Here is a 22,645-nt window from a genome sequence, read left to right on the forward strand (position 1 = left end):
TTTCAATTAGCCTTCGTTGAAGTATCGAAACGAACAATTATTAATAAATCTTAATTGTACCAGATAACGGGCTGACAATAAGAAAATTATAATATTTTTTTTGTGTATTCTCTTATGAAAACAGTATTTGGAACGACAAGTAAGGTAACAGTCCAAAGTGCTGTAACACTTGCTATTTTGCTTATTTTCCAGTTAAATAGTGCCTTCTCTTTTGATGACTCCTTAAAAGTTACACATAGTGAAGTACAATCATATAAACTAAAAGATAGTAAGTATCAGGCTGTGTTTGAGATGGGGTATGCTAGGGCAGAAATTAGTAACCCCGAAGCATGGGGTAACGACGAAAGAGAAAGGAGAGTAGTAGAAGTGGATTTGGTATTTACTCAATACCCCAGAAAGAAAGAAGACTGGCGTACAAATTACGATACACTGCTTAATAGAAGAATTAATGCAGTTAAAGAACTTATACCCGGATTAAAAGAAAGCTCTGATGTAACTTGGAATTTAATACTACAAACTGAATGTAGTAATGAAACTGAAGCAAAGACGATGTTTCATGGGGCAGTGGTTAAATATAGAATTATACTTCCTAAGAGCTTAAGAGCATCACTCAATAATGTTAGAAAAATTGTTACTGGCAGAGTTGCTTTTGAAGATTCAGTAGTATTTAAAGCTTTTGAGAGAAACCCCGATTGGAAAGACATGCTTATTGTAAAAGACTGGACGGGTAGTATGTATGATTATGGAGCACAAGCTATACTGTGGCATAGGCTTAACATGGAGAAAAAAGCTGTGAGACATATTGTTTTCTTTAATGATGGTAACATGACAGAAAACAGCGAAAAGAAAGTTGGGGCAACTGGTGGAATTTATGATGCTAAACCAGACGATATTAAAGATGTAATCAGTGTTATGCGTGAAGTAATGTTGGAAGGAAATGGGGGAGATAGCGAAGAAAATGATGTTGAAGCACTTCTGTACGGTATTAATAGCTTCAATGACTTTAAAGAAGTGATACTCATTGCAGATAATAAAAGTCCTGTTCGAGATATCTCGCTAATTGAAAAAATTCATGTGCCTGTAAGAATCATTCTATGTGGTACTAATGAAGCACCTGTTGTACATCCACATTACCTAAAAATAGCTTACGATACAGGTGGATCAATACATACCATTGAAGAAGATATTACCAAATTGACCTCTAAAATGGAAGGAGAAAAAATAAAAGTACTAGGAGTAGAATATGAGCTCAAAAAAGGTCAGTTTGTACCAATGACTGAAGAGAGCGATAGGTCTTAAAGATTTTTAAGTTTTATAAGAAAAGGCTGCTTTGATTTAAATCAAAGCAGCCTTTTTTTTAATTTTCTTTATATATAAACTCATTACTGAGATTGTTTCTCTTTTTTTAGCCTTTTAGAATCTTTATATGGGTTATAACCATTTAATTTAGTAGGATAGTAACCTTCCATATTCCATTCTCTTTTTTCGGGAGAAGATTTACAATTATCTGAGCAACAACCTTCCATTTTCTCCATACAACTTTCGCAAATAGGTACATGCCTGTTGCATACAGAATTGGCACAGTTTACCATATGATCACTTGTAGTACCACAAACATAGCATTTGCTAATTACTTTTGGGTTAACCTTATTTACATCAACAGCTACTCTACTATCAAACACATAGCATTTCCCTTCAAAATTCTCTCCTCCTTGTTCAAGACCATATTTGATAATACCTCCATGAAGCTGGTATACATCTTCAAAACCTTGTTCGATAAGGTAGGCACTAGCTTTTTCACACTTAATTCCTCCAGTACAGTAGGTAACCACTTTTTTACCTTTGTAAGCTTCAAGATCGCTTACTTTTTCAGGCATATCTCTAAAATTATCAATATCTAAAGTGATAGCTCCTTTAAACCTGCCTAATTCATGTTCGTAATTAGAACGCATGTCTACCAAAACCACATTTTCATCTTCCATCATCGTCTTTAACTCATGTGGCTCTACATATTTTCCAGTTCTTGTTAAAGGATCAACTGTGGCTAAATCTGAGTGAACGATTTCTGGCTTGTAACGAACATGTAATTTTTGAAAAGCATGCTCATGGTGTTCATCTACTTTAAATTCAATGGTAGCAAATCGCTCGTCAGATTTTACTTGTTCCATGTAATCCTCACAATCCTTTTTAAGACCAGAGATGGTACCATTTAAACCTTCTTCTGCTACAATAACTCTACCTCTTAGGTTAAGATCGAGGCATAATTGGTGGTGTTCTTCCCTAAATGCTTCAGGGTTTTCAATTTTTGTATAACAGTAATACAGTAAAATATAATATTCTTTGTTGTCCATCTTCTTAGTTGCTGCTAAGTGATTAAATAATTTAAAGGTGCAAAAATAAAAAAATTAAAAATATAAAAACTGATAATTGTCAAGCTTTGTATTTTGATAGCCCAAAACCTAATAGCTTATTTAAATTTCCTAACTTTGAATATTCAAATAAGTGAAAAAGAGAAATCATGGAAAACCCTGTAATTATTTTTGGAGCAACAGGCATAGGCAAAGTTGCACTAGATATATTCACCAGTAAAAACATTATAACATATTGTTTTTTAGATGATGATTCAAGCTTACATGATACAGAAATCAATGAAATTTCTGTAATGGGAAGCACAAAAGATGATGGATTTTTAAAATACATTGGAAAAAAATGTGAGGCATTTGTAGCAGTTGAGGAGAGTAGCGAGAGAAAACGCATTTCGAATATGCTAAAGCAGAGAAGAAAAGTAATGCCAGTAAATGCTATTCACGACCAAACTATTATTTCGAAACATGCTTTTATAGGTTACGGAAATTTAATTAATGCGGGTGCAATCGTAAATAGTGGTGCTAAAGTTCCTAATCACTGTATTATACACTCTAATGCTGTTATCGAATACGATGTACAACTCGAAGATTTTGTGCAAGTAGGAGCTGGTAGCATTATTGGCCCTAAAGTTACTCTAGGAGAAGGAGCACTAATTGGTGCTGGAGCTACTATTGCCGCAGGTATTAAGATTGGTAAAAGAGCACAAATAGCACCGGGTTCAGTTGTTTTAAAAAATGTTGAAGCTGATGATATTGTTTTTGGAAATCCAGCCGGAACAATAGAAAAAGCTTAGTAAAAAAAGCATTAAATATTTCTACTCAAGGTCACACATTTTAGTGTGACCTTTTTTTATTCTTCCTTTAAAAAAACTATTCTCCAGCTTCTGTATTAAACTTTTTAATACCCTATTCAGAAAAATTTAACTATTATTTTTTAACTGTGTATGCGTCTTGACTAAATAAAGAGCTAGCTTTGCAGCTATTTTTAAAAAACCAGTAGACAAAGCATTTAAAAATTAAAATTTAGCAGGAAATGTTTAATGTTAAGGAAATATTATCTGTATCTCTGATTTTATTTTCAGTGATTGATATTTTAGGCTCTATCCCCATTGTAATAGACTTAAGAAAAAAGTCTGGCAAAATAGAGTCTGAAAAGGCAACAATTATCGCAGGTGTAATTATGATTGCCTTTCTATATTATGGCGAATCTATCTTGAGGTTATTCGGTCTTGACGTAGCATCATTTGCAGTTGCAGGTGCCATTGTGATTTTATTAATTGGAATGGAAATGATCTTAGGCATCAATTTATTTAAAACTGATCCTGAAGCGAAAACTAGTTCTATCGTTCCTCTGGCTTTTCCAATTATTGCAGGAGCAGGAACAATGACTACAATTATTACTCTTAGAGCAGAATTTGGGCAAGCAAATATTCTTGCCGGAATCGTAATCAACCTAGTATTTATTTATTTAGTTTTAAAAACTTCTGGTTGGTTAGAAAAAGTGCTTGGTAGAGCAGGTGCAGATATTTTAAGAAAAGCATTCGGTATTATTCTTTTAGCTATTGCTGTAAAAATTATTAAAACTAATCTTCAATTTTAAATGAGCTAATCACCTAAAGAGAGCATGAAATAATAATGAAAGTATTAATTTGCAGGCTGATTTTAAGTATTCTGTAAACACTAACTTTCATTTTTTCATGCTTTTTTCAACTCTACAAATACTCAAAAAACCGCTGCCATTCCTATTTTTTGTATTTATACTTAATCAAGGAATAGCCCAACAATCACTATTACAATCGGGCCCGATGACAGGCTACTCCACTATGAGAGAAGTGATGCTCTGGGTTCAAACAAACAAAGAAGCTGATGTACAAATAAAATTCTGGGAAACTGGCAACAAACAAACTACAAAAGAAACAGCTACAATAACAACCCAAAAACAATCAGCTTTTACAGCTCATATCCCAATTGAACTTTTATCTCCGGGCAAAAAATACGAATATGCCTTATACATCAATAACAAAGAGTGTAAGTTCGATTATCCCTTAAGATTCCAAACCCAAACTTTGTGGCAATGGAGACCAGAGGTAAATCCACCAGATTTTAGCTTTGCACTGGGTAGTTGTACTTATATAAACGAAGATCCTTATGATCGTCCCGGCGCACCATACGGTGCAAACTATGAGATTTTCACATCCATCTATGAAAAACAACCTGACTTTATGCTCTGGCTGGGTGATAATACTTATTTAAGAGAAGTTGACTGGGATTCTCGCTCGGGTATATTACACAGATATACACATACCAGATCATTAAAAGAAATTCAGCCACTTCTAGCAAGTACACATAACTATGCCGTTTGGGATGACCATGATTATGGCCCTAATAATGCAGAAAGAAGCTATGCTTTTAAAAATACAACACTAGAAGCCTTTAAGCTTTTTTGGGCAAATCCTAACTACGAACTAGGCCCAGGTGGTACAATAGGAACTTTTCGCTGGAATGATGTTCAATTCTTTTTACTAGATAATCGCTATTTTAGAAGCAGTGTTGGGCATCCAAATGAAAAAAGAACAGTTTTAGGTCAAGAACAGCTAAACTGGCTATTTGATGCGCTTAATGTAAGTGACGCAAGTTTCAAGTTTGTGGTAGTAGGAGGGCAGCTAGTAAACCCTGTAGTTACTGATGAAACCTATGCCACTTTCCCAGAAGAGAGATTATATATTATTGAGCAGGTTAGAAAGATGAATATAAAAGGTGTGGTATTTTTAACTGGCGACAGACATTTTAGTGAGCTTTCAGTTTTACAAGAAAGTGAAGATGCTTATCCACTTTATGATTTTACAGTTTCACCGCTTACATCTGGGCCTTATAACCCAAAAAATGAAAACAACTATTTAAGGGTTGATGGCACTCTGTATACTGAAAGAAACTTCGGAATGATTAAAGTAGAAGGAGAGGAGAATAAGAGAAAGCTGACTCTTCAAATATTTGATGTAACAGGAAAGCAAGTTTGGGAAAAAAGTATTCTACAAGAAGATTTAAATTGATAAAAAAGCCAGACTTATTTGAGATATAAGTCTGGCTTTTTGTATCTATTTTTTTCCATAAAGTTTAATCAGGTTTTCTGCACAAAACTCCCCATCCATTGCTGCCGAAGCTATACCTCCTGCAAAACCAGCACCTTCTCCACAAGGAAATAACCTTTTCACTTGCACATGCTCACTTGTATCTCTATCTCTCGGAATTCTAACTGGTGAAGAAGTTCTGCTCTCTGTTGCTACAATTTGCGCTTCATTACTTAAATAACCTTTCATTTTCTTACCAAAGAACTTGAATCCTGTTCTTAGTCTTTCTGCAATTTGTTCTGGTAAAACAGCATCCATATTTACAGGAGTTAAGCCTGGTTGATATGAGCTTTCTAAAAGGTTTTTTGAGGCTTTTCTTCTAACAAAATCCCCTAGTAGTTGCGCTGGTGCAGATTGAGTTTTACCACCTGCTAAAAAAGCATTTTGCTCTACTTCTTGCTGAAAATACAAACCAGCCAATGCCCCGTGCTTCGCATACTTTTTTATATCATCTTCATCAACTGGAACTACAATTCCAGAATTAGCATACTGAGAGTTTCTTCTAGATGGAGACATTCCATTCACTACAATTTCTCCTGGAGCGGTAGCAGAAGGAACAATAAAACCTCCCGGACACATACAAAAAGAGAATACGCCTTTTTCCTTTCCTTTATACCTTACCTGACTTACCAAAGAATAGGCTGCCGCAGGTAAATATTCCCCTCGATCTGCTTGATGATATTGTAATTGATCTATTAATTGTTGCGAATGTTCTACCCTTACACCTAATGCAAAAGGTTTTGATTCTATATAAACTTGTTTTTTGTGTAACAGATGAAAAATATCTCTTGCAGAATGGCCTGTTGCCAGAATTACCCCAATACCTTCAATTTTATCTCCTTTGTGTGTAACCACTCCCTTCATTTCTCCATTTTGAAGAATAAAATCATCTACTCTTGTTTCAAAATGAATTTCTCCACCTGCCTCTAAAATACCTTCTCGCATGGCTGCTACAATCTTTGGTAGCTTATTCGTACCAATATGCGGATGTGCTTCTATTAGTATATCTTCTACAGCACCATATGCCACAAAAATTTCGAGAATTCTTCTGAAATTTCCCCTTTTCTTAGAGCGAGTATAAAGTTTACCATCAGAATATGTTCCTGCTCCACCTTCACCAAAACAATAATTAGACTCTGGGTTTACAATATGCTCTTTATTAATTGCGGCTAAATCTCTACGTCTGGTTTGCACATCTTTACCGCGCTCTAAAACGATAGGTTTATAACCCAACTCTATTAGTTTTAAAGCCGCAAACATTCCTGCCGGACCAAAACCCACTATTACTACAGGTGCTGCTGAACTTACATCAGAATAATCTTTTCTATAATTTAAAAGAGGAGTGAGCTGTTCACCTTTAGCAATTAATGCCTTCACATTAACTTTTACCTTTTTACCTCTGGCATCAATAGAGCGCTTTAAAACTCTAATACGAACCAAATCATTTTCTGATGTAGTATGTTTTTTTCGCAAAAACTGATTGAGCGCTTCGTCATTATAAGCAAGCGCTGGAGCGAGGGAATATCGAACTTCTTTTAGCATAGTTATACGGTAAGGTATTGATCCTTAAACGTTGAGATACAAAGCTAGCAAATATTACAGGTTTGTATTCATTTTTTATTTCTATTATTTACTCCGTAAATCCCTTACGTTCTGCTCTTATAAATTAGAAGTATGTTCCACTAAAACAAATAATGTTATGCAGGAAATACTTCAAACTGAACGTAGCACATCACTACATACTTACAGGAACCTGCCTGCTTATTTAAGAAGAGAACTTTCTGTAAATGATATTTTTAGAATACTTGCGGAAAAAGGAAGGTATCTTTCAACACTTACCTATTATGAAAAGTGTTTTATATCGGTTGATAAAACAGCCGGTGTAATAAAAAGAAGGTTACAAAAAAGTGAAGTGTATTTAAGCAAGCTGCTCATTAAGCAAGTATTAGAGGCTGAAGAAAATTACTATCAGCATCTATTACAATACTATTGGGATTAAATCTACTGTACTAATTTAAAGTAAAGCGTTGCCAGCATATGGTTTACCTTTACCTCGCTACATCGACCATTTTTATATGTATAAATATTAGTTCTGCCATCTGGTAAGGTTAATTCGTATTCTGAAGGATTTATTTCTTTGATGGAAAGAAACTCACCGAACCTTTCGGAAAATACTTCTGAAATATTTTTTGGCTCCTGATAATATAAATGTGCCATGGAATATTCTGGATGTTTTATATCTAAATAATCTAGATCCTCGCCGTCTTTTAATCTTTTGTATTTTCCATTTTCTAGCTCAATTAATGTAGACTCTCTTTCCGAATCGTTGAGAATATTTTTGGTATATGAGCTTTTTAATTTGCCCGCTTTAAAAACAGCATCCATAGTAAACTGAGTAGAAAACTCAAATACCACACGAAATGTAGCGTCACTTTCAATTCTAAAATGTTCTTCGTCGGAAATATTTTTTTTATTGATAGTTAACACTCCAATTTCTTTATTCCCTTTGTAAACCAAATATTTTCGAGATTGAGACAAACAGTTTGTATCTAATGTGAGAATATACAGGAAAAAAAATATTGCTGAGTAAGTTGCTGGTTTGTTTAAAATCATCAAGTAATAGATTAAAAAACATTTTAAATCAAAAAATAGTCAACCTGATATTAATTAGCAAAACACCCTTATTTTAATATAAAAAAACCTGCCTGCAATTAAGCAAACAGGTTTGATATCTTTAAGACACTATTTCAGTAGGTTTTAGTTCAATGCCATCTCTCATAGCTCTCTGTATTTCTCTGGCAGTTTTAGTACTACCATCTGCACTCCAACCTGGAGGGCCAAAAATACTCATAAATGCTTCTTTAACACTTTTAGATTTTTTTACATCCATCCAAATATTTTTAAACTCATGAGTTGCTATAATTAGCGGGTTAAATGAGTTTGGTGGATGTATTACGCCGAATTTAGGTTCAATTTTTTCATCAAGTGCCAAGTGACTTCCATATATACGATCAAATATATTTAGGAAACCTCCATGGTTTTTATCCAAGTATTCAAGATTGCAAGAGTGGTGCACTTGATGTTGTCTTGGGGTATTCATAAACTTCTCGAAAAAACCTAGATTAGGAACTGACTTTGTGTGTAAGTGGAATTGATAAATTGCCTGAATTCCCAGGCAAGTTGCAAGCATAATAGGCTCGAAACCTACAATTGGCATCCACAACCAAAACATCGGCTTATAAAACAAGGTAAACCATCCGTTTCTGATTCCAGAACCTAAGTTAAAGTTTTCTGAAGAGTGGTGCACAATATGTGCTGCCCAGAAAAGCCTAACTGTATGGCTCAACCTGTGATACCAATAATAGTTGTGATCGTCCAATAGTTGGCAAATAATCCAAACATACCAAGCCCAACCTAAAGATTCATAGCCGAGCAATTCCATTCTTACAGGTTTAAAAACCTCAAAAAGAAAAAAGAATATACCTATTGAGGCTATTTTAGTAAAAGAAGCAAGAATTGTGGCGCCTGCTCCCATAGAAACGCTGGCAAAGAAATCATTCCAATAATAAAGATGCCTGTCGTGCTTAACACTTAATACAATTTCTACTATAATAAGTGTGATAAAAAAAGGCAGTGCGTATAACAGCGGATTTGTTACATCCATGTGCAATGAATTTAGTAAAATTAAAAATCGGTTACCGTAAAGATAAAAGTGAGTAGATTTTTATTCCAATAAATTCTTATTTAATGTGAGAATATTACAAAATTATGTGTGTAAATGTAATATTTTTTGAATTAACAATCGGAATTGAATCACTCTAAATAAATAAAAAAAATCTCTACAGACAATAAGTCACAAAACTACTTTAACGTAATTCCACAGAATTATGCCTATACTTACCGATATATTTAAAGAATGTTTTGTTCCGAATTGAGGGATCTCCAAACTAGCCTCACATTTTTTTAATACAGTATCTTCTACACCAAAAACCTCATTACCAAATACAAAAGCATATTTCTCACTTGTCTCAATATCAAACTCATGAAGTGGTATCGCATTTTCTGTTTGCTCTATAGCGATTACTTTATAACCAACTTCTATTAATGCATCCACAGCGCTTTCTGTTGATTGGTAATGCTCCCAACTTACAGAATCTGTAGCACCTAATGCTGTTTTGTTGATATCTCTGTGAGGTGGTTTACCCGTAATACCGCACAAACAAATTTTTTCTACTTTAAATGCATCTCCTGTTCTAAAAGCAGAACCAACATTATTAAGACTTCTAATGTTATCTAAAACGAGTACAACAGGGAATTTTTCGACATCTTTAAAACTTTCAACAGAATGTCTGTTTAATTCCTGCATCGATAATTTTCTCATTAATTAAATTTAATTGCTTGCTAAATAAAACTTTATGAACCAGACTACTAAAACAGACCACGTTTTACTTACAAAAGCTGTAAGCCTGATGGAAACTGCTATAAAAATTCCGGGTACAAATATACGATTTGGATTGGATGCACTCCTAGGACTTATTCCGGGAGTAGGAGATACTGTTTCATTTGGTATTTCGGGAGCACTACTTCTATTAATGGTAAAAAAAGGTGTAGACACTCCCACAGCCACTAAGATGTTGGGCAATGTATTAATTGACTATATAATTGGTTCTATTCCGATAATAGGCGATTTGTTTGATTTTGGTTTTAAAGCGAATAGAAGAAACCTAGATCTATTAATGAAATATCAAAACCAAACAAATACTTATAAAAAGCCAAATGTAAAATTAATGCTCACTTTAATCGCAATCGCTTTAGTTGCATTTTTAGGCCTTACTATTTTTGTACTTTTTGCCTTATTAAATGGTATTGGTGAGTTGTTTTCTTAATCAGTATTATTTTTTGAAAGATTTTCTCTTATTTCTAGAAAACGAGTTCTTTTTCTTATAAGAGCTATTTCTATCTTTTCTAAAAGTTGGTTTATACTCTGGCCCTTCACCTACTGATTTAGGAAGCGGGGCTTTACGTATTGCACTACCGATTAAATTTTCGATTTTAGCAAACCTGTTCTGATCTTTTGGGTTTATTAATGTTACTGCCTCTCCTTCAGATGCTGCTCTGGCAGTTCTTCCAACTCTATGAATATAATCTTCTGCATCTTGAGGCACATCGTAATTTATCACTAAACTAATCGAATCTATGTCAATCCCTCTCGAAATAATGTCTGTTGCAACTATTACATCTATCTTTTTATTTTTGAAGTTTCTCAAAACTTCTTCTCGTTCGTGTTGTTCCAGATCAGAGTGAATTTCTTTTACATTATCTCTAATTTTACTTAAAGCTTTAGTAACTTCTTTTACAGATGATTTTGTAGAAGCAAAGATAATTACACTTTTGGTATCACTCATTTCGAGTAACCATTCTATTACTGGTATTTTTTGCTCATCATATACTACAAATCCTGCTTGTACTACATTTTCTGCAGGTTTAGAAATTGCAATGTTAACTTCAATAGGATCGGTTAATATTTTGCCTGCAAGGTCTCTAATTTTTCTAGGCATAGTAGCCGAAAACAACAGAGTTTGACGCTCTTTGGGTAAAAAACTAATTATCTGGATAATATCATTATAAAAACCCATATCCAGCATACGATCAGCCTCGTCTAGCACAAGGTGCTTAAGGTTTTGAAAACTGCCGATATTTTGCCTTAAAAATGAAAGCAGTTTACCTGGAGTAGCAATTATTACATCGGCTCCTTCCGTCAATGCTTTACGTTCTGTTTCCCAAGCTTTACCATCTACACCACCATAAATAGCTTTGGAACTTGCCCCAGTAAAATACCCAAGACCTTCTATCTGTTGGTCAATCTGCATTGCCAATTCTCTTGTTGGAGATATTATAAGGGTATCTATACTTGAAGGTTGAGTTACTGTTATTTTATGCAGTATTGGCAATACAAATGCTGCGGTTTTGCCAGTGCCTGTTTGTGCACATGCGATTATATCTTTATTATCTATAATAGCTGGAATAGCTGCTTCCTGCACCGGTGTTGCCTCTTTAAAACCAATTGCCTTTAAACCATCTAACAACGAGGCATCAAGGTTAAACTCTTCGAAATTCAAATTGAATCTTTTTAAAAAAAAATGACTTTTTATAAAACTTATATACTTGCTGATATGAGCTTTCAACAAAATCAGTAAATATTTGATTTAATGTACATGGAACGGTGTACATGTTTCAGAAATGAAGACTTGTAAAAAAATCTTCGGAGGATTTTACTTTACATTCTCAAACTATAAAATTATTCACAAGAACGAAATTACTCATTTTTTAATGAAATAATATAAACTGATCAATATTTATATGTTTTCACACATAATAGTAATATTTAATAAAAAATCAGTTTATCAAAAAAACTCAAAATATATCTTATTTTTATAATTAAGCTAAATGCTTTTATTAGCTTAAAATAATATCAAAATCATTAGTCTTAATTCTACAACAAACAGTACTATTCTTTTAAACAAAAAGGTGGTACAATTAGTAGTGGTAAATATTAACATGTGAGATTAACCAACAATACAAATGCTGCACTTAAAAGTTACTATTGATAAAGACTCAGGTTTTTGTTTTGGTGTTGTTTACGCTATTGAAATGGCAGAAGAAATCCTTAGAGAAGAGGGGCGACTTTTCTGCTTGGGAGACATTGTGCATAATGATGAAGAAGTAAACAGACTTGAAGCTTTAGGCTTACGAATTATCTCACATGAAGATTTAAAGTTTATTAAAAATGAAAAAGTCTTAATTAGAGCTCATGGTGAGCCAGCTTCTACTTACCAAATAGCATTAACAAACAACTTAGAACTTATTGATGCTTCTTGCCCAGTTGTATTAAAATTACAAAACAGGATAAAAAACGCTCATGATAAAAATGAAAATATTTTTATCTATGGCAAACATGGCCACGCAGAGGTAATAGGGCTTAAAGCCCAAACAAATGATAAAGCTGTAGTTTTTCAGGATTTAGACGAATTGAATTTAGCAGAATTACCAGAAGAAATAACATTGTTTAGCCAAACCACTAAAAGCACCAGCAAGTTTTATGAAATTACAGAAAGTCTGAGCAATTCTGGTATTAAGATTAATACAAATGATACTATTTGCAGACAGGTTTCTAATAGAGATAAACTTTTAAAAGATTTCGCAGCAAAGTTCGACAAAATAGTATTTGTGTCTGGCACAAAATCGTCTAATGGAAAAGTTCTATACAACATCTGTAAAGAAATAAACCCAAATACTTACTTTATTTCCAGACCTGAAGAAATTCAATCGAATCAATTTAATAATAATGATACTGTTGGTATTTGTGGAGCTACTTCAACTCCTATGTGGTTAATGGAAAAAGTAAAATCTACTATAGAAGAGTTTTAAACTTCTATCTCTGTCTAAATATCTTTAAGCAGTTTATTTATACCAGAGTTTGAAGTTATCTCTCTAAATTCCTTAAAAATAGACCTTAGCGTTTCAGCTTCTTCTGTCTGTATATATGCAAGGTCAATTTTACCTTTATCTTCTAAAGCATTTAGTACAAAGCTTATCGTAATTTTATTAATATCTAATGCTGGCTGATATAAGTAAGTATCTTCCTCACTTATTTTAGAAAGTACATTTCCTTTAATAAGTAAATCGAGCACCTCATTTACAACATTCGCTGGAAGCTGCACATTATCTGCTATTTGGTGTGGATCCTGAGCCTTTTCTCCTTTTTCAAATACTTTGGTTAAATGACTAGTAATTAAGAGAGCTACAATCTTAATCGTATGTTCACTTAATTTATCCATTTCAGGTTCTTGATTAGACTTATCAACAAACTGTACAGCATAGGCATACTCAGCACCAAAAATAACTATAAACCAGCTTGTTTGTAACCAAACTAAAAATAAAGGCAATGCTGCAAAGCTTCCATAAACAGCATTTGCTTTGGATACACCAATTTGAAAATTTACATAAGCCCACTGTACAATAATAAAGATTGTACCTGCTAGAATTCCCGCTTGAATTGCAGCTCTCCAAGCAACTTTTGTATGTGGCAGTAAGATGTATAATAGTATCATTAACATGCATATCAGTGCAAAGGAGACAAACTCCAAAATCACTGTTAAAATACTTTCGATAAGCTCTGTCATATACATTTGTTCTGCAAAGCTTTCTATATTGGAAATTACAAAGACTGAAATACTACTCGATAAAGTAAATAGGATTGGTGCAATTACAATAAATGTAGTGTAATCTGTAAGTTTTCTGTATAAGGTTCTAGGATCAGTAATTTTCCATGCTGTGTTGAATGTTTGTTCTATGTTTGTTAATAGCTTTAATACACTATATAATACTAGCAAAAAGCCAATACCAGCCACCACGCCACCATTTGTAGTATCTAATAATGACTTTGCGAATTCTATTATCTTTTCAACTACCTCGCCTTGCCCATAAAACTCCTGACGCATTTGCGTTTCTAGCATATCTTCAATACCAAAACCTTTTGCAATCCCGAAAATCATTGCGAAAACCGGTACGATAGAAAGCATCGAAAAGAAAGTAAGTGCTGAAGCTCTTATCGCACACTCATCACTTATATATCCTTTTATTGCTGTAATTAAGATTCTTAGCTCTTTATAAAAAATAGCTTTAGTTCGTGGTAACTCATCAAGCTTTAACCTCCAAATCCCTTTATCAAAAAAGTCAATTAATGACTTAAACTGCATGATAAGTGTACTCATAATACTCTGTTTATAATTTTCTGTTTTAAAGCTACGAAGCCTTTGGTTAAAAGAATTTTATTAAATAAAAGTGCTAATTATAAAATGATATGTGATGACTTTTGTTAAAAAAAATTGAGTTTATATTATTGTTTAACTGTTTAGTAGTAAAAATTCAAACCATTGCATTTTATTTTTACCTAAACATTAATTAGAATACAATTCTGGCTATCTATAATGAAATGAATTAAAGATGGCTCCGTTTTTGGCTTAGTGTAAATTATTTAAATATTATAGTAGTAATGAACATCAATAATATTTAGTTATTAAAGTTTACAACAACGAACAAAAGTATTTTTTGCTAATAGTTAAAGTCTAATCATTGTTTTTAAATAAAAGACATAAGCTTTTCACTTTTCATATATGCTTTTTAATAGGCATAATGCTATTATCTTTTTCCTCAGTTAAGGGTCAAATTGTTGTAAATGGAAGAAAAACAATACCTATAACTGAAGGGCCTAAACTTACTGTTTCCAAAAAAAAGAAAAACAAAGGCTTAAAAAAGAGAAGCAAAAAGCTTTTTGTTAAAGATAAAAAGGATAAAAAAAGCAAGTTAGGACGCTACACAGGTAATTACAGAACTCAAAAGTCTAATAGGAAAAATAAAAGCTTAGCTAAATACTCTGGTAACTTAAAAGATAAAACTCGATTTAAGAGTAATTATACTGCCTCTAGAAAATTTAGTGGTAATATGAAGGTTAGCAGAAAGCAGCGAAAAACCTCACTTAATAAGTTAAGGACTGGTTATATTAAGATTCCTAGAAAGAGAAATCCTACCGGTTCGGCTATTAGCAAATACTCTGGAAGTATAAAAGTTAGAAAAAGTAAGGGTAGAAAAGTAAATAGAAGTAATTCTTACAGTGGCGATATTAAAATAAAACGTAATAGAATTTCTAGTAGGAGAAGAGCATCTTACCATGGTGGTCCTGTAAATCCTTTAGATAAGGCAAGATATCGTAATCAGTTGATAAAGAACTCTCGCAAAAAACCAGGACAACAGGGTAAAAGACCTGGCAAGAAAAAACGTAAAAAAGAGAAACTTAAATACGATACCCGTGAAAGCAAAATATGGAATAATTGATTGTCAATTATTCCATATTTTTATACTCCATAAAAAAAGATTGTATTAGTCGGTTAATGCACCTGAACCTTCTTTCATTTTTTCTGTATTATCTGCAATTCTTAGTTTCTCTATAAAATCACCAATTTCACCATTTACCACACTTGGCAAGTTATATACTGTATGATTAATACGGTGATCTGTAACTCGGCTTTGAGGGAAATTATATGTTCTAATTTTATCAGACCTGTCACCACTACCTACCATAGATTTTCTGGCTGCACCTACTTCATCATTGTGTTTTTTAAGCTCAATTTCATAAATCCTTGCTCTTAGTACACTTAGCGCCTTATCAAGGTTTTTATGCTGAGACTTTTCATCCTGACAAGAAGCTACAATACCAGTAGGTATATGAGTAAGCCTTACTGCTGAGTAAGTTGTGTTCACAGACTGACCACCAGGACCAGATGCACAGAAGATTTCTTTTTTCACATCAGACATATTTACATCAACTTCTACTTCTTCCATTTCTGGCAATACTGCCACACTAGCTGCTGATGTATGAACTCGTCCCTGAGTTTCCGTTGCAGGAACTCTTTGTACTCTATGAACCCCCGATTCGTATTTCAGTTTACCATAAACGTCTTCACCTGTAACCGATGCAATAATCTCTTTATAACCTCCAGAAGAACCTTCGGTTACATCCATGAGACTCACTTTCCAACCTTGAGTTTCTGCAAAACGCTCGTACATTCTAAATAAATCACCTGCAAAAATTGCAGCTTCGTCTCCACCTGCTCCAGCTCTAACTTCGAGAATGACATCTTTACTATCATTAGGATCCTTAGGAATCATCATGGCTTTTAGATTATCTTCCAAAATTTCTTTTTCTTTTTGGAAAGAATCTAACTCTTCCTTAGCCATCTCTCTAAATTCAGGATCTTTTTCAGTAGCTAACATTGCTCTAGTGTTGTCAATGTTTTCAACTACTTCTTTATACTTATGAAAGTCTTTAACAATTCTTTCTAGCTCTTTGTATTCTTTGTTGAGCTTTGCATATTTTTTCATGTCTGCCATGGTTTCTGGCAGTACAATCAATTTACTTACTTCTTCGAATCTCTCTTTAAGTTCTTCTAATTTATTAAGCATCGTTTTATGAATTATGCATCAGTTTCTGCTGCGGTTATCTACAATCTTTTCACCTTTTTCATCCCACTCCCTCACTGTATAAGGCTCAAAGTCTTCTTCGTAAGGTCTATTTCTGTTTACATACTGAGTTTCTTTTTTATTGCTTGATCTTTCACGATCAAAATACTCGTACCAACGCCCTACTTTAATATCGTCTCTATATTCTCCTTTTTCTTTTAATCTTCCACTCTCATAAAAAGAAAGATAAACTCCATCTTTTTTACCATACTGAACAGGAATAACTTCTTTTACTTTCTTCTGAGAATTATCATAAAAAGTAATTTTAGAATCTTTTGGATGACCTCTGTAATAATATTGTTTATCTAACAACTCCAAATTATTACCGTACTTCTCCCATCTGCCATGTTTAGCACCTTTATAAAAAATGCCTCTATCAACCAGATAACCATCTATAGTTCTTTCATAAGTTCCATGCAATAACATACCCATTTCAGGCTTATAATGTTCTGGAGCAATTTTTCCTACTTCTCTTTTCTTATCATTAAAGAAATAAACTTCACTCACAAATTGGTTTGGAACTTCAGGTTCTTTTAAAACATGAACTTTACGAAAAATAACTTTAGTCCTACTATTATTATATTCCTTTGTATACCTTACCTTGGTTTTGATACCATAGAAAACCTTTTTCTTTCTTTTCTTTTTCTTAGCTTTCTTTTTCTCTACCTCTATGGCACCTGGATTTATCTCAAGTGTAGGTTTAAAGTTTGGATTCGTCTGAACTAATAATGTATCACTCTGCTCAGTACTCTCTTTTTCCTTTTTTTTGTTTTGTGAAAAAGCTGGTAGGAACAAAGTTAAATTTACTATAAATAATAAAAGAGATGTCTTTAAAATTTTTCTAAACATATAACTAAAAAAATTTAAATTCTTCAGGTCTTCTGTTTTTAAGGAAGAATAAATGTTTTTATGTTAGAATAGTTCCTCAAAACTACATTAAGTATTTGAATAAATTTACAAAGATCTATTAACTAACAAATCTTATTAACAATAGGTTAGATTTTAATATAAAAAAATATTTAACAATACTCAATGTAGCCTATTTTTCAGTAATTAAAAACCATCATCGTCGTCGTCATCATCTTCATCCTCTGAAGATTTCTCTTCTTTTGGCAGTCCTTCATCTACTACATCACCAAATATATCAGAATCAATTAATTCTTGATCAATATCTTCTACAGCACCATCCTCTGGAATATATATATCAAGCATGTCATCAATTCCAAGATAGTTCATCCTAAAGCTACTTAAATAACCCAATAATTCATCGTTTGAAGCTCTCGAAACACTTCCTCCTCCTTTTTTGCCTGCAAGAGTTTCGTTAAATGTAGCATTTGAAGAAAGTGCATGAACTCCTTCTTTTTGGAAACTAAAATAGAACCAATTCTCTTCGCTGGCCATCACAAATACTTTGGCATCATAATCTGTTTCACTTTTAGGAATCTCAATATAACCAGTAACTAAAGAGTTTACATCGCCTTTAAATACGTTGCCTAAACCTAAATCACCAGTGCTATACAAACTTCTATACTCAGATGACCACTTCAGGTTCACATCAGAAAACATTATACCTTCTCCAAAGAAAGCAGCAAAGCTCTCGTTGCCATTTCTATATTTATAAAGGTATTCATCTAGCTGCTTTTGAGTTAGTATTTGGGTAAGTTTTGCAACTACCTGATCTGACTCTTCAAAAGGAGATATTACTTCTTCTACATTATCTAGAATATCGTTTGCTAAGTTATTTGAAGTACCTGTTGCTTGTGGTATGTTAAAGTATATCTGAGAGTTGATGTCATATTCTTCTTTCACATAATTACCATTACCCTTGCCTGTAGCTTTTATAATATAATCTTTGGTATTTTCTACAAGGTTTAGCTCACCATCAAATTCAACTTGATGGTTTTCAAAATTATAAATAAATAGGTTTCCTTTGCCTTCAGGATTATCTAATTTTTCTTGAGTTGCCAAAATGTAGTTTTTGGTAGAATCATCAAAAATCAGGTTACCTCTACCTTGAAAGATTGTAAAATCATTTACACGATCTCTATCGAAATGCACCATAGAAGGATAGAAATCTCTATCTATTTTACTTAAAAATATACCTGTAGATAGCTTAGTTGGATACCCAGCCGCTTTTAGGTTTTCATCTACCTGAATAACACCATGCGTTTCTTCGTTTTCAGATTTATAAGCAAACCAACCATTATTTGCACGTTCTACATCTAATGCAACCTCGCCATCAAACTTCAAGTATTTCTCATAGTCTAACATGGTAAGTTTACCTTTATAAATAAACCCAGGTAAGAACTTAAACTCATCGTCTTCCCTAATTTCAGCCTGTGCAGAAGTAATAAACTCAACTGTTTTATCTTGGCCTTTTTCTTCTTTGGCTTTTTCAATATTAAAGTTTGTAAACCTGATCTCATAAGGATCGTTTACACCCATTGTATACTGGTAAGAAGCTTCACCTTCAAACTTGTTTCTCGAAATAATTTTGATATTAGCATCTGTAAGTGTGTGAAACTTATTAAATGCATTCATTTCAATTGTTGCATTATTAAGCTCATCAATATTTGCATTCTCTCTTACGAATACTCTTCCACTATCTGGAATTACTCTAACATTTGCTATAGTAATATAAGGTACACCTTCCAAGTTTAGAATGTGCTCATTCAAATCGTAAACTGCATCACTAGCAAAAATCTCCAATGAATCTTGTCTTCTGTTATTTGAGGTAAATTTACCTAAACCCATTTCATTTTCACTATCCACACTCATGACCAATGTATGCTGATCTAGATTCCATAAAACCTGACTAATGTTGGTTTCATACTGGATGTAGGGTAGGGTAAAACTATTTTCACCTTCAACTTCTGAAGTTGCTACAGCAACTCTTTCTCCTAAATCGTATTCAACTTTTACATTATCACCTAACAAACCTGGAGTATTTGGGTCATTAGATTTAATAATAAACTCTGAATTTCTAGCTACATATTTAGAAGCCTCCATCTGAAAATCTTTTGACTTATTTAAAGAATTTGGAGTTTCTATTTTACCACTACCTTTCAAATTATCACTGGTTAGTGCCAATGTACCCTCAAACTTGGTACTTGGATCGTATATTTCAAAAGGGGCTTCTTTATCGTTAGTCAAAAGCATACTGTCATTATCAACCAACCAGCGCATTTTGTAATGCTGCATTTTCACTGAAGGATAACTCGCTCCATTAAACTCACCTGCAACAATTTCTCCTTGCTCACCACGGGTATGAACTGAGTCTGAGTAAAAGATAAAGTCTTTCGATTCAAAAGAACCTGCTAGGTATTCAATTTTACCTCGCCCTCTTATACCTTTATTATTAAGAGTAATCTCATTATAATACTTAGCTTTGTCATTATAAAGCGGAACACCTGCCGAATTCATTTGTCGCTTAAACCCAAAAGAGTAGTCTGGCTGAATGGAGATTACTTGTTTAAAATCAGGAAATATTCCTTCCGTTTTAAATGTTCCATCGAATGTAATTACATCCGTGTTATTATCATTCAAACTATCTATTACAAATGGAGGGATTTCAAACCTAATTCTATGGTCATAAGCTCCAGATAAAATCTCCTGACCATCAAAATAAATGGCACCACCTTTTTTTGCATCAAGTATTGGATATCTCTCCATGCTTTTTCTACCCGATTTATTTTTTGGGTTCGAGATGTAAAGAATACCACCAGTTTGTACAATATTGTTGGCTAATTCTTTTTTAACTCCATCATCATGAGTTACTAGAATACCAATTGAATCAATTACTTCTAGATTTACATTAAAACTATCATAGTTGTAAGTAAACTCTGGACCCCTAAACACGAAGTTTCCTGCTCTCATCTCTCCACCAAAGGTTGTATTCCTTCCATCTTTCAGGTTAACTTTTCCATCTTGTGGAGTTACAAGTACCTTCATAGAATCACTAATCATAAACTGATCTACACCTTCCAAACTAAAATCTTTACCTTCTAAAGAAACTGTAAGATTAGGCTTATCTGTAGTTCTAGAATGCATAATCATGTTATCATAGTCAACTCCACGTCTACCTTGCATGGCATATACATACAATTTAGCTTTTCGCTGTAAGTCTATTATGTCTGTCTTAGTGTCATAAGTGATATAACCTCTACGGCTCAATTCTACCATAGCACCTTTTACCACATCTGGGTTTTGCTTAAGCGACCTTGCCATATTAGCAGAGTAAAAGGTATTCTTTTTTACTTTATTAGAATAACCAACCACCATTTGTAGTGGATGGAAGTTATAATTACCTTTTAATGCAATGAAACGATATTTATCAAAGTAATCTTTAGACTCTACAACTAATGGAATTCTGTCTCTAGCATTTAGAATTTCTAAATCGAAACTGTCTGCTTCTACACTCCACTCTAAGAAATCAGCAGAAATATTTACATCGTTTCTAGTATCAACAAATTGAGATATTTTATAGTCTCGTTTGTCTTTTCTTGCCTGAAGCAGTTTATCGTTGGTATGGTATTTTAATTCAACTGCAGGGTGGGAGATAGAATCTTCTTCACTGTAATGAATTACAAACTCTGCTTTAGGACTATATAGAAGAGAATCGGCAAATGAGAATCCTTTTTTAGAACGTGCGGTAAATTTATTCCCGGTACTTCCTTCGTATCGAATTAAAGACTCTCCACCGTGAAATACCGAATTACTTTTAAACTTTTTACCTTCTAAAGATACTCCACCTCTATATGTTACATCATCTACTAAATCTTCAATTACAATATTAGCATGATAAGACTTAAAACGAGGATATTGAGCTTTTTCTGGTTTGTTATTATGTATGTGGCTCTTATACTCTAAAACACCTGGAATTTCTCCTTCGGTTTGTGTATTATAAGTCAGCTTGGCATCTTCTGAAATAAATTCCGGATTGTGAAAATCGAAGCTAAACTTACCTAGTTCGGCAAAAACTTCTTCTTCTGGCAAACCTACATTCTTCCATGTTATCTTTCCACTTTCAGCAACTAATGTGTCATTTTTTAAAAGCAATGATGCATTAACTTCTTTAAGGTCTAAAGTGTCATAGACTGATAACAGCACAAAATCAGCATCAGTAATTTTTATAAATGGGCCTGTAACAGGTGGAAGTATTGGTTCTGGAATTTCGTAAAGTACTGTTTCGGTTAACATTGCCTCTTCAGTACCACCATCACTAATAAGTGCTGTTGTATCTTCAGTTGCCCAAGAATCTTCTGCGGTACTCCAACCATCATCACCTGAATCGCTCCATGCATCTTCGGCAGTACTCCAGCCATCAGACGAACCCCAACCATCATCAGAAGACGACCAACCTTCATCAGCATCTAAAGAAGTTTCTTCCATTAGCTCACCTTCTTCTTCTACAACTTCTCCCTCGAACCACTCTTCTTTGTCTTCTTCCTCTTCTTCACCTAAAAGTATACCTTCTTCTTCAGTCGCTTCATCTGTAGATGCATACAAGTCGCCTCCCATTCTTTCCAGATCGGGAACATGATCAAAACTAAAGCTACCCTTTATCATAATCATACTGTTATATTGTGATCTATATACAGTATCTGATGTTAAGAACTGCTCTGACTGTTTTAAAAAATTAGCCATTACACCTCTTTTATAAAACTGAACAGTAGTATCTGTAACTTCTAAAAAGCGAGTAAATTCATCGTGAGATAGATTTCTGATAGTGTTAGCATTTTCTACACATTTCATAAATCTGATAAAGTGAGGTTTTAAGGCAAGACGCTTCGCATACATACCGCTAAATATGCTATATACATGCGTTTTTTGGGTTTCATCCAATCCATCATAAACAGATTGAAATCCTGAAACAAGCGAATCTTGCTCTTCTGCATCCGGTCTCTGAAATAAACCTGTTAAATCGACTATAAGACTATCAGGTTCTTCAAAAGGCACTCTGCTGTATTGAGCGAATAATTGACTATATAATGCCATAAAACTAATGGCAAAGAACAATGCTTTTCTCATAAAATAGCTAAAGATTGAATACCTTTTATTGATACTGCTAAT

General features: G+C 33.5%; 18 protein-coding genes. 8 read left to right on the forward strand and 10 right to left on the reverse strand.

The features are described from left to right. Window positions 1–114: 114 nt before the first annotated feature. Entirely contained in the window at window positions 115–1,299 is a 1,185-nt protein-coding gene (locus OQ292_RS08705) for a hypothetical protein (protein WP_284685673.1), read from the forward strand. 83 nt (window positions 1,300–1,382) lie between these two features. On the opposite strand, the gene trhO is transcribed toward OQ292_RS08705, so the two are convergent. Beyond that, a complete protein-coding gene (gene trhO / locus OQ292_RS08710) occupies window positions 1,383–2,351 on the reverse strand; it encodes an oxygen-dependent tRNA uridine(34) hydroxylase TrhO (RefSeq protein ID WP_284685674.1) in 969 nt (322 codons plus the stop codon). Between the two features lie 167 nt (window positions 2,352–2,518). Between trhO and OQ292_RS08715 the strand changes: the two genes are divergently transcribed. The 3 genes from OQ292_RS08715 to OQ292_RS08725 all read left to right on the forward strand — a co-directional run bounded on the left by OQ292_RS08715 (window position 2,519) and on the right by OQ292_RS08725 (window position 5,416). Continuing rightward, complete coding sequence (locus OQ292_RS08715; protein WP_284685675.1) at window positions 2,519–3,160, forward strand: NeuD/PglB/VioB family sugar acetyltransferase; 642 nt, start codon at window positions 2,519–2,521, stop codon at window positions 3,158–3,160. Window positions 3,161–3,399: 239 nt separating this feature from the next. After that, a complete protein-coding gene (locus OQ292_RS08720; protein ID WP_284685676.1) occupies window positions 3,400–3,966 on the forward strand; it encodes a MarC family protein in 567 nt (188 codons plus the stop codon). A gap of 97 nt (window positions 3,967–4,063) precedes the next feature. Further along, on the forward strand, window positions 4,064–5,416 hold the full coding sequence (locus tag OQ292_RS08725; protein WP_284685677.1) for an alkaline phosphatase D family protein: 1,353 nt from the start codon (window positions 4,064–4,066) through the stop codon (window positions 5,414–5,416). Window positions 5,417–5,461: 45 nt separating this feature from the next. Here the strand turns inward: OQ292_RS08725 and OQ292_RS08730 are convergent, their stop codons facing one another. Beyond that, entirely contained in the window at window positions 5,462–7,036 is a 1,575-nt protein-coding gene (locus OQ292_RS08730) for an NAD(P)/FAD-dependent oxidoreductase (protein ID WP_284685678.1), read from the reverse strand. Between the two features lie 157 nt (window positions 7,037–7,193). On the opposite strand from OQ292_RS08730, the gene OQ292_RS08735 reads away from it, so the two are divergent. Then, on the forward strand, window positions 7,194–7,493 hold the full coding sequence (locus tag OQ292_RS08735) for a hypothetical protein (RefSeq protein ID WP_284685679.1): 300 nt from the start codon (window positions 7,194–7,196) through the stop codon (window positions 7,491–7,493). 2 nt (window positions 7,494–7,495) lie between these two features. On the opposite strand, the gene OQ292_RS08740 is transcribed toward OQ292_RS08735, so the two are convergent. From OQ292_RS08740 to OQ292_RS08750, 3 genes are all read right to left on the reverse strand, one after another. After that, a complete protein-coding gene (locus OQ292_RS08740) occupies window positions 7,496–8,107 on the reverse strand; it encodes a DUF6134 family protein (RefSeq protein WP_284685680.1) in 612 nt (203 codons plus the stop codon). Between the two features lie 121 nt (window positions 8,108–8,228). Continuing rightward, on the reverse strand, window positions 8,229–9,158 hold the full coding sequence (locus OQ292_RS08745; protein WP_284685681.1) for a sterol desaturase family protein: 930 nt from the start codon (window positions 9,156–9,158) through the stop codon (window positions 8,229–8,231). 189 nt (window positions 9,159–9,347) lie between these two features. Beyond that, window positions 9,348–9,875 carry an RNA methyltransferase gene (locus OQ292_RS08750; RefSeq protein WP_284685682.1) on the reverse strand — a complete coding sequence of 176 codons (528 nt, stop codon included), beginning with the start codon at window positions 9,873–9,875 and terminating at the stop codon, window positions 9,348–9,350. Between the two features lie 34 nt (window positions 9,876–9,909). On the opposite strand from OQ292_RS08750, the gene OQ292_RS08755 reads away from it, so the two are divergent. Then, window positions 9,910–10,380, forward strand: coding sequence for a DUF4112 domain-containing protein (locus OQ292_RS08755; RefSeq protein WP_284685683.1), 471 nt, complete (start codon window positions 9,910–9,912; stop codon window positions 10,378–10,380). A gap of 6 nt (window positions 10,381–10,386) precedes the next feature. Here the strand turns inward: OQ292_RS08755 and OQ292_RS08760 are convergent, their stop codons facing one another. Further along, a complete protein-coding gene (locus OQ292_RS08760; protein WP_284685684.1) occupies window positions 10,387–11,613 on the reverse strand; it encodes a DEAD/DEAH box helicase in 1,227 nt (408 codons plus the stop codon). A gap of 463 nt (window positions 11,614–12,076) precedes the next feature. On the opposite strand from OQ292_RS08760, the gene OQ292_RS08765 reads away from it, so the two are divergent. Then, a complete protein-coding gene (locus OQ292_RS08765; protein WP_284685685.1) occupies window positions 12,077–12,922 on the forward strand; it encodes a 4-hydroxy-3-methylbut-2-enyl diphosphate reductase in 846 nt (281 codons plus the stop codon). 14 nt (window positions 12,923–12,936) lie between these two features. Here the strand turns inward: OQ292_RS08765 and OQ292_RS08770 are convergent, their stop codons facing one another. Beyond that, entirely contained in the window at window positions 12,937–14,268 is a 1,332-nt protein-coding gene (locus OQ292_RS08770) for a YihY/virulence factor BrkB family protein (protein WP_284685686.1), read from the reverse strand. A 361-nt stretch (window positions 14,269–14,629) separates the two neighbouring features. Between OQ292_RS08770 and OQ292_RS08775 the strand changes: the two genes are divergently transcribed. Continuing rightward, window positions 14,630–15,388 carry a hypothetical protein gene (locus OQ292_RS08775; RefSeq protein WP_284685687.1) on the forward strand — a complete coding sequence of 253 codons (759 nt, stop codon included), beginning with the start codon at window positions 14,630–14,632 and terminating at the stop codon, window positions 15,386–15,388. A gap of 45 nt (window positions 15,389–15,433) precedes the next feature. Here the strand turns inward: OQ292_RS08775 and prfA are convergent, their stop codons facing one another. The 3 genes from prfA to OQ292_RS08790 all read right to left on the reverse strand — a co-directional run bounded on the left by prfA (window position 15,434) and on the right by OQ292_RS08790 (window position 22,603). Continuing rightward, on the reverse strand, window positions 15,434–16,516 hold the full coding sequence (prfA, locus tag OQ292_RS08780; protein ID WP_284685688.1) for a peptide chain release factor 1: 1,083 nt from the start codon (window positions 16,514–16,516) through the stop codon (window positions 15,434–15,436). Between the two features lie 18 nt (window positions 16,517–16,534). Then, window positions 16,535–17,422, reverse strand: a complete 888-nt coding sequence (locus OQ292_RS08785) for a toxin-antitoxin system YwqK family antitoxin (RefSeq protein ID WP_284685689.1) — start codon at window positions 17,420–17,422, stop codon at window positions 16,535–16,537. Between the two features lie 204 nt (window positions 17,423–17,626). Then, window positions 17,627–22,603: a hypothetical protein gene (locus tag OQ292_RS08790; protein ID WP_284685690.1), complete on the reverse strand. Its 4,977-nt coding sequence runs from the start codon at window positions 22,601–22,603 to the stop codon at window positions 17,627–17,629. Window positions 22,604–22,645: the final 42 nt, after the last annotated feature.

This window comes from Chondrinema litorale (assembly GCF_026250525.1).
GTDB lineage: Bacteria > Bacteroidota > Bacteroidia > Cytophagales > Flammeovirgaceae > Chondrinema > Chondrinema litorale.